This is a genomic window from Campylobacter estrildidarum, from assembly GCF_005406205.1.
Lineage (GTDB): Bacteria > Campylobacterota > Campylobacteria > Campylobacterales > Campylobacteraceae > Campylobacter_D > Campylobacter_D estrildidarum.
This window is the reverse complement of the sequence record NZ_NXLZ01000007.1, coordinates 76,180-85,788: the sequence shown is the minus strand read 5'-3', so window position 1 is coordinate 85,788 and position 9,609 is coordinate 76,180. Positions and strand designations below refer to the sequence as shown.

At 28.9% G+C, this 9,609-nt stretch carries 5 protein-coding genes and 2 pseudogenes; all 7 read right to left on the bottom strand.

Annotation, left to right across the window (positions count from 1 at the left end; translation table 11 throughout):
• Positions 1–108, bottom strand: a pseudogene (locus tag CQA69_RS09405) (hypothetical protein); the annotation flags it as partial.
• A gap of 312 nt (positions 109–420) precedes the next feature.
• A pseudogene (locus CQA69_RS09400) lies at positions 421–855 on the bottom strand (cache domain-containing protein); the annotation flags it as partial.
• A gap of 261 nt (positions 856–1,116) precedes the next feature.
• Complete coding sequence (locus CQA69_RS05200) at positions 1,117–3,630, bottom strand: molybdopterin guanine dinucleotide-containing S/N-oxide reductase (RefSeq protein WP_137620745.1); 2,514 nt, start codon at positions 3,628–3,630, stop codon at positions 1,117–1,119.
• 10 nt (positions 3,631–3,640) lie between these two features.
• Positions 3,641–4,216 carry a cytochrome c3 family protein gene (locus CQA69_RS05195; protein ID WP_137620744.1) on the bottom strand — a complete coding sequence of 192 codons (576 nt, stop codon included), beginning with the start codon at positions 4,214–4,216 and terminating at the stop codon, positions 3,641–3,643.
• 168 nt (positions 4,217–4,384) lie between these two features.
• A complete protein-coding gene (locus CQA69_RS05190) occupies positions 4,385–6,745 on the bottom strand; it encodes a tetratricopeptide repeat protein (protein ID WP_137620743.1) in 2,361 nt (786 codons plus the stop codon).
• A gap of 12 nt (positions 6,746–6,757) precedes the next feature.
• A complete protein-coding gene (locus CQA69_RS05185) occupies positions 6,758–8,128 on the bottom strand; it encodes an NADH-quinone oxidoreductase subunit N (protein WP_137620742.1) in 1,371 nt (456 codons plus the stop codon).
• Positions 8,118–9,608 carry an NADH-quinone oxidoreductase subunit M gene (locus CQA69_RS05180; protein WP_137620741.1) on the bottom strand — a complete coding sequence of 497 codons (1,491 nt, stop codon included), beginning with the start codon at positions 9,606–9,608 and terminating at the stop codon, positions 8,118–8,120. The genes CQA69_RS05185 and CQA69_RS05180 overlap by 11 nt, the downstream gene beginning before the upstream one ends.
• Between the last annotated feature and the right edge of the window lies 1 nt (position 9,609).

Below are 9,609 nucleotides of genomic sequence, written 5' to 3'. Positions count from 1 at the left end.
ATTAGTTTTTATATTAATAGTAGAGACATTCTTTGTTTTATGATTGATGAAATCAAAGAATGAGTTAAGACCAGTTTGGATGGTGGTGAGTGGGGAGAGGCCTCTTGAGATTAGAATTCTGATTAGGATTAGGGCGATGACTAAAGCTATAGAGCCCACTAAAATTTGACTATAAAAGATTTTATCAATTATACTATCATAAGTCTTTTTTTGAACAACACTACAAATTCTATATATAGGATTAATGCTTGAAGGATTACACATAACTGCTTGAGTATTACCTTGATCATCATTTACGAAAAATAAAGTTTCTCTTACATTTGAATCAAGTAATTTTGGATCACTTGCTAAAGTTTTTTGAATATTAATACTTAAAGTATTCTTAGTCAAAAGTTTTGATTCTTGTTCATTAAAAGCTATATTACCATCTACATCATAAACGCTAGCGTAAGAATGCGCGGAATGTCCTTGAACTAAAACATCGTGTGAAAATTTTACCACATTATAATCCGCAGCAACCACACCAATTAATTTTCCATCTTTAAATAAAGGAGCTGCATAAGCTAAATTTATTTTTCCATCTGTTACTGATTTATAAGGTCTTGTAACGATTAATTTTCCTGCTTTTTTAGCTGACTTATACCATTGAGCATTTCTCGCATCATATCCTTTTGTAGAATCTAGTATTGTACCATCTGACATAATCAATCTTCCGGTATCCTCATAGCCTATATAAACAGCATCAAATTCAGTAGAATGCTTGATCACTTCAAGCATAACTAAAGTATCTTTTATACTCATATCTGGATTATCATTGAGTTTCTTAGCCAAAATATCAATAATTCTTCTTTTCATTGAAGCATAAGCATCGAAAGAAATTTTAACATCATCCATATTTTTTAATTGAGAATCTTGTAACAACTCAAAAGCAGTTTGTTTTGATTGCTGATAACTAACTATAGTTATTACCGTCAATACTAAAAGAATAAAAATACCTATATATAAGGTTAATTTTGTAGAAACCTTAAAGGAACTTTTTGATTTAGCTTGCTGCATTTTAATTTACTCCTTTTTTTAAACTTTAAAAATACTTATTATAACAAAAAAAATAAATTTTTACAATGTTTTTGGATCCTTAAATGCAGTTACTTTAGGAATATTTTGTGTGAATTTTTCAATACCAACAAGGCTTGTATGAGAAATATTCCCGTTTGCAAGTTTTGAAGTCGGCATATCTATAGTTAAGACATTTGCACTTCCGTATTTACAAAGCCCATTTTCATCTGGATCATACCAACCTCCTTCGCAAAGCCTTACAACCCCTTGCATAATATCATTACTTACAACAGCTCCTGCTAAAACTTCACCACGTTTATTAAATACACGAACTAAGTCACCATTTTTGATACCGAGTTTTTTAGCATCTTTAGAATTTATAAGTATAGGTTCTCTATCTTTCACAGTATAAGTATCTCTTAAACTCGTATGACAAAGTTGAGAATGTAAGCGATTTCTCGGATGACTTGTTATAAGATGAAATGGAGTTTCTTTATTTGCATTACCTAGCCATTCTATCGGTTCAAACCAAGTTGGATGTGCTTTACAATCATCATAATTGTATTTTTTAATCGTTTCAGAATAAATTTCTATAAGCCCAGAATCTGTTCCTAAAGTATTTAAAATAGGATCTTCGATAAAATCTGTAAAACGAGTCCATTCTAAACTTTCTATAGAAGGTTCAAAGGTAATAGGTTCATTTTTTGCCCAAAATTCTTCAAAACTTGGCATAGGTGTTGCAAAAGCTTCTCCGAAATTTTTAGTTTGTTTTAATGCACTATTATAATACTCTTTGATGAGATCTTTAGCTTTTTTGCCATTTTGAGTATAAGCGTTAAAAACATCTTTTCCATACACTTTACAAATATCAGAAAAAATCACGTAATCATCTTTGCTTTCCGCAATAGGCTCAACGGCTTGTTTCATAGGGGCTATATGCATATTAGAATAATCGCCTGTCATGGTGATATCATCTCTTTCATAGGATGAAGTTGTCGGCATAATAATATCCGCCATTTTTGCAGTTGGAGTCCAATAAATTTCATTAACAACTATGGTTCTTGGTTTTCTCCAAGCCTTTACATTGGTATTGGTATCTTGATGATGAACAAGTGGATTTCCACCAACCCAATAAATAAAGTCAATATCAGGGTAAGTGATCTTACTTCCATTATGATCTATAGTTTTACCTGGATTTAAAAGCGCATCAGCAATTCTAGCTACCGGAAAAGAATATTTTGCAGAATTTTGCAACCATTCAGCACCTTTGTTTGTTTGATTTGCTTTTGCTAAACCTTTAAATTTGCCATTTTTCCAAATTCCTAATTCTCCAGCACTTATACCACCTATAATACCACCTTTGCAAGTTGGAACACCTCCATTGCTATAATGATAACTTAAACCAAAACCACCGCCTTTAGTTCCAATTTGTCCAAGCATACAACATAAAGTAACAAGCATCCAATGAGGCTGCTCCCCATGATGTGCTCTTTGCATACCCCATCCACTCATTATCATCGTTGGATTATCATAAAAAATTTCTGCCAAATTTTTAATGGTTTTTTCATCTATACCACAAATTTGACTTGCCCATTTAACATCTTTTTTAATCCCATCTTCTTGACCTTCTAAATAAGCTTTAAACTTATCAAAACCTGTGGTATAATTTTGTAAAAATTCATAATTAACTTTTTTCTTAGCGATTAAGTGGCTTGCCATCCCCATCATTAAAGCTACATCGGTATTTGGACGTGGAGTAATCCATTTAGCATTTAAAAATTTAGCCGTTTCTGTTTTTACTGGATCAATGCAAATTACTTTAATTTTACTTTCTTTTAGTTTTTCAAAATAAGCCAAACCTCTTTGATCAGTCGATGTCCAAGCAATGCGTAAAGTAGAAAGCGGATCAGCACCCCAAATAACGACATATTTAGAGTGTTTTAAAATATTTTCCCAAGAAGTTTGTTGTTCATAAACTTCAATTGATCCTACTACATATGGCATAATAATTTGCGATGCCCCAGTAGAATAATCCCCTGTAACTCCTACAAATCCACCTGTTACATTTAGAAATCTTTGAAGTAAGATGCGAGAATTTTGCATATTTCCGCTAGATTTCCAACCATAACTTCCACCAAAAATCGCACTTGTGCCTTTTGTATTTCTTGTTTTTTTAAGCTCTTTGGCGATAAGTTTTATAGCCTCATCATAACTTACGCGAACAAATTCTTCTTTTCCGCGAAGTTCTGGTTTTGGGTGATCTGGATTTTCAAGATAAGATTTACGAACATAAGGATATTTTACGCGACATTTATAAATCATATCTGGAGTATAATGTTGCAAAGGATTATCCATTTTTGTTATTTTTTCCCAAGGTTCGCTTTTGACAACCTTGCCATCTTTAATAGTGAGTTTTAAAATTCCCCAATGAGCCGCTGTGATAACTTCTCCATTTTTTACAAGCCCAAGACTTACTTTAGAAGCTTCGATATTTTTACCCATAACAAAGGAAGGAATAAGAGGTAAAGTACTTAAAGTTGCACCAATTTTTAAAAATTTTCTTCTATCTAACATAATATTTCCTTTATTTTGTTTTAAAGTCTTTTGCATTTTTTTGCAAGTACTCTATAATCAGCCATTGATCTTTTTTGTCAATACCCGTTCTATTAACCATAGATCTAAAAACTGATGGCCAAGCATTAGCATTAAATTCTTTCTCTGAATGCAGGGTGTGACAAATTCCACAATTGTTAGTAAAAAGCTCTTTAGCACGTTTTAACATTTTTTTATTATCTTTAGCAAAATCTTTTTTATCTGCCCAAATTTTAAGACTGACTTGATCCCATTTTCCATTTTTTCCTTTTTTTATGTAAGAAAAATTCAATTTAGTATTTTTAGAAAATGCGGCTACAATAATCCTTTGAGAATTATTAAAATAAATCACAGAAGGAGATTTTGGATTGAGATAACCATTAATTTTAATATACACTTTATCATTTTGATCTTTTAAAATTTCAAAAGCATTTGTAGGAAGTAATCTTCCAATAACTTTAGTATCGTTTTGATTAAGATAAAGCGATATAACTTCATCACTATAAGCAATATTCTTAGCCCATAAAAAAGTTGCTAAAATAAACAAAGAAATAAAAATTCTTTTCATCAATTAATCCTTAAATAAAATATAATACTACATTCAATTTTATAATCAATAGAGTTAATATTTAATTAACAAAAATATTTTCTTATAGAAATTTTACTTAAGAAGTATAGAACCAAATTTTATAATTTTCTAGCACCAAAAAATAAGTTAAATGAAAAAACTATAAATTTATTTTATCATTTGATTTTTATCACGACATAAATTTTGCCAACTTGAAGGCTTAAGCTTTAAACATTGTTCTAAGCTTTCTTTTTGTGCTTGAATATTCTTCATTTTTTCATAAGTTAAACTTTGCATATACAAAGCTCTTGCCCTATCTTCATCGGAAAGTTTAAGCTTTAATAAATCAACTAATATATCTAGAGACTTTTCATTTTGATTTGTTTTAGCCAATGCATCAAGATAAATAAATTCAAGATTTGGGCTATAAAGATTAATTCCTTTTAGATTTTGATAATCAATAGCTTTAGGAGCATAAGTTAAAATAGTTGTTTGCATTTTATGATCATCTGCATAAGATACTAAAGTATCATAAGCTTCAATCATAGTAAAATTCATAGGAAAGCTTTCTAAAATTTTTAAAATCTTTATAGCCTTATTATATTCATTTATTTTCAAATAGGATAAAAATTGCAAATAATAAGCTTTGAAATTTTCCTCATCACTTTTTAATATTCTCGAGTTAGCTATATCTTTAGCAATCTTTAAAACTTGTCCATATTGTTTATTATCATAAAGCATTGAAGCTTTTTGTAAGCCGTAAAATATAGGATCTTCATTATAATTTTTATCTGCGTATTCAATAGCCTGTTCCAATTTAGAAGTCCTAACAAAACAATTTAACATTTGTTTTTTACCTTCTATTTTTTGTCCTATCTCATAAGATTTAAATTTCATAAAAGTATTTACTGCGTTAATACAATTATCTGATTTTAAATCTTGATTTAAAATATCAATGGCAGCTTTTTCTAATATCTTAGAAGCATTTGAAAGTTTTTTATCTTCTATTTGCTTTTTATAAGCTAAAACTGCACTGAAATTTCCTTCTTTATAATAAAGCTCGATATCCTTATCTAAAGCTTTATTGACTATGTTTTCATCTTTTTGCGAGTATTCTTTCATTAACATTGCATAACGTTTGTGTAAAAAAGTTGCATTATTATCCTCTAGATAAAAGGAAACTTCATCATTAGTTTTTTTAATTTCATCTATATATTTTCCATCGTATAAATACTTCTTTAGATATAAATCCAAATATTTTTTAGTCTCATTTGTATTTTGAGTTTTAGATAAACTTAAGGCTAAATTTTTTAAAATTTCTTCATAATTTTTATCAATTGGTGTTATTTTATTTAAGATATTCTTGTAAATATTAGAACTTATTTCATATTGCTTATGTTGATCAAAAAGTTTAGCAAGCTCTAAAGATCTAGATACATCCTTGCCAAAATACTCTGGATTGGCTTTTAAAATAGTATTTATATATTGCAAAGCCATACTCATTCTATTGTTTAAAATAAAGTCTTTAGCTAAACTCATTGCAGCTCTTGCTGCTAAGTCTAAATTTTTAGTATTAAAATAAGTATTTTCATAAATATCTATAGCCTTCTCTCTTTCTCTTAAACTATAAAGATAATCAGCATAATCAAGTTTTGCTAGTTGAGAAAAATAATTATTTGGCTCATTATTTAAAATCGACATTGTATATTCTATATTAGAAGGTTGCGATAAGGCAATATAAGTCCTTAGCATAATATAATAAACTTCGAAAAAATTTCTATCGCTTGTAAAAGTACGAGCCCAATTTTTAGCGTCTAAAATCATTTGATCTAAAATTTTTCTATCCCTAACACTTGGATCTTGGGTATGAAGTTGATTTTGAGCTCTAAGTTTGTAAAGTATAAATTCGCTCATAAAAACACTACTTGGATAACGTTTAATAGCATTGCTCGCATCGGTTTCTACTTGAGTATAATTGCCTTTATCGTAGTCATTTTTAATACGTAAATAAGTATTAATATCTGCACTTTGTGGAACAATAACTGGATTTGAATTTAAATCAAGCGCTCCAATATAAGGCAAACTTTCATGGGGAAAATCAATATTAAAATTAATCCCGTCATAATTTTTCGGTTGAATAAGTTCGGGCATAAAAATAAAAGTGAAATTTTTACTTTTATGTGCATTTGACAAGCTTAATTCTTTGTCTATATATATATTTTGAGATGAATCGAACATTCTCGCATCTACCTTAGGTAGGATAATCATTTTAATTTTTTGCGGACTTTTAATAAACTTTAAATCAAAAGCAGCAAAACTTTGATCATTTAATTTATTATCTACAACACCAGCAATATCACATTCAAAATGTATTTTATCTTCAATGGTAATTTTTTGACAAGCAAATTCTAAATCATTTTTAACATGCAAAACCGCGAAAGCTTGATTATTTTCGCGGCCTGTATTTAAAGTTAATTCAAAAGAAAAAAGAGTGCAAACACTTAATAAAAATAAAAATATAATTCTCATAAAATCATTATATTATATTTTAAATAACAAAAATAAAGCAAAAATACTTATTAAAGTACAAAGAGCTAAAATAAAACTCTGTATAAAATTTAATTGGGCGCAAACTTTAGGCTCTGTCTTGATAAATAAAGCATGAATGACTATTTTTAAATAAGAATAAAGCATCAACACAGAAGCTAAAGCCATAAAAAGAGCTAAATACCAATAATTGGCTGTGATTAAAGTCTTTAATACAATCACCTTACCCCAAAATGCTCCAAATGGCGGAATTCCTGCGAGAGAAAGTACGCAAAAGGTAAGCGATAAGGCAATTAAAGGTTTTTTCACCAACAAAGCATTAAATTCATCAAATGAGCTTGATTTAAATGTGCTTAGAATTAAAAAAACTCCATAGTTTGCAAAACTAAAAAAAATCCAATAAATAAATATAGGATTTAAAACATTTTCTTCTACGCTAAGCAAAGGTATACAAGCTGCTAAAACGAAGCTAGAATGCACTATAGAACTATAAGCAAACACCTTTTTTGCATCCTTTTGACTCAATGCCGCAATAGCAGCAGCTAACATAGAAAATACTGCTAATAAACTAATAATATTTTCAAAATCTAAATGATTTAAAAATTCAAAGAGCCTTATAACAACAACAAACATTGCTATTTTCGGAACTACTGAAATAAAAGCAGCTAAATTAGAATAAGCGGCAAAATATACATCTTTTAGCCAAAAATGAAAAGGAGCTAAGGAAAGTTTTACAGCACATAAAACAAAAATCATAACCCCGGCACTTAAAAGAACTGGATCTTTTTGAAGTGCTAATTTTGAATCCAAATCCAAAGTTCCAGTTTTCATATAAATTAAAGCTGATGCCATTACAAAAAATCCAGATCCTACTGCAGCAACACTAAAATATTTAATCGCACTAGAAACAGCATTATTAGTTCCACGCATTGCTATAAGGGTATAAAGAGCAAGAGATGATGCCTCAAGCCCTATAAAGATTAAAATCAAATTTGAACTTGAAACCATAAGCAACAAACTAGACACCATAAACATAAATAAACTATAAAATTCACCCTTATCTTCATCTTTTTGCATTAAAAGATATAAAAATGAAAAACATAAAATGACTAAAGAAGCATAAAAAGAAACTATGTCATTATTTAAAGTGCCTAAAAATGCTTTTTTTAATCCTAATCCTTGTTCATCAACATTATTTAAAATTAAAAAAGCACTAACAACTAAGGACAAAGAACAAGTAGCTATATAAAAAGTTCTATGGAATTTCCAAAAAGCGGAACAAAGCAAAAGAACAATTGCAACAATGATTAAAAATAAAAAAGGATAAGATAAAGAGATGTTTAAATTACCAATATTATCTAACATCATTTTCTCCTTTTGTATGATTTAAAAAGTTAATAGTTTCAGTATTTATAGCTCTTGTATTCATCATTTCAATAAGAGAATTTGCATTATTATCTAAAGGCTCTAAAAAAATCTTCGGAGCTACGCCTAAACCAAAAATTAAAATTGTAACAAAAACAAGAGTTATTATTTCTCTTGAATGTAAAGAAAAATTTTCTATATGTGTTTCTTTTTCCATAAAAAACATTTTTCTAAACACTGCCAACATATAAATTGCTCCAAGTATAATTACCAATCCTGCTAAAAGCGCGTATAATAAGCTCACTTTTGCCACTCCTAAAAGTGTTAAAAATTCTCCAACAAAAGATATTGTAAGAGGCAAAGAGATACTAGCAAGCAAAATTAAGGTAAAGAAAATAGAAAACAATGGTGCTTTATGTGCTAAAGAATGATAATAAGAAATTTCAAGAGTTTTATATTTTTTATTTAAAAGTTCTGCCATCAAAAATAAACTTCCTGTCACAACCCCATGAGCAAACATATAAAACACCGCTCCACTAATTCCTAAAACATTTAAAGAAAAAATCCCTAAAACCATAACTCCAATATGAGAAATAGAACTATAAGCAATCAATTCTTTTAAATTAGTAGCACGATAAGCGACTAAAGCATTATAAATAATACTTACTATACATAAGGCTGCAATTAAAGGCATAAAATACACACTCGCATCTGGAAAAAGCGGGAGACAAAAACGTAAAAAGCCAAAAGGAGCCATTTTAAAAGCAACAAGCATCATAGAAACTAAAATAGGTGAATTCGCATAAACCTTCGGCGCCCAAGTATGAAACGGAAACAAAGGAGATTTAATTGCAAAAGCAATAAAAAATGCTCCAAAAAGTAAAAGCTGCTCATTAAAACTAATAGCAGAAGCATTATTTTTCCAAATTTCTAAATCAAAAGTAAAAATATTTAAAAGTTTATAAGTTGCATAGGCTTGATAGATTAAGGCTAAAAGCATTAAAATAGAACCTGCAAAAGCATAAATGAAAAATTTAATTCCAGCTCTATAATCTTTTCCATAAACACCCATTATATAAAGTAAAGGTAGGAGAGAAAATTCCCAAAAAATATAAAAAAGCAAACCATCTAGTGCTGAAAATAAACCCATAATAGCAAATTCTAAAAAAAATATACAAGAAGCCATTGCCTTTTGTTCAACTTTCAAAAATAAAAAGCTTAAAAATATCATTAAAGAACTTAAAAGCATTAAAATTAAAGAAATGCTATCCACCCCTATATGATAACTAAAAAAATTAGCCACTTTAAAAGAAAGCTGATATTCAAAATTAGCCCCATTTAAATAATCTAAAAAAATTTTAGCATTTAAACAAAACATAATCAGACTGGCTATGACGCTAAAAACCTTTATACCGCCTCGATTTAAAATAAGAATCACAAAACCAGCAACTAAAGGAAAAAAAATCAAATAATTTAGCATT

Excerpts from the sequence above, each read along its gene's own strand:
- CQA69_RS05200 (WP_137620745.1), bottom strand. The coding sequence starts at position 3,630 with ATGTTAGATAGAAGAAAATTTTTAAAAATTGGTGCAACTTTAAGTACT.
- CQA69_RS05195 (WP_137620744.1), bottom strand. The coding sequence starts at position 4,216 with ATGAAAAGAATTTTTATTTCTTTGTTTATTTTAGCAACTTTTTTATGG.
- CQA69_RS05190 (WP_137620743.1), bottom strand. The coding sequence starts at position 6,745 with ATGAGAATTATATTTTTATTTTTATTAAGTGTTTGCACTCTTTTTTCT.
- CQA69_RS05185 (WP_137620742.1), bottom strand. The coding sequence starts at position 8,128 with ATGTTAGATAATATTGGTAATTTAAACATCTCTTTATCTTATCCTTTT.
- CQA69_RS05180 (WP_137620741.1), bottom strand. The coding sequence starts at position 9,608 with ATGCTAAATTATTTGATTTTTTTTCCTTTAGTTGCTGGTTTTGTGATT.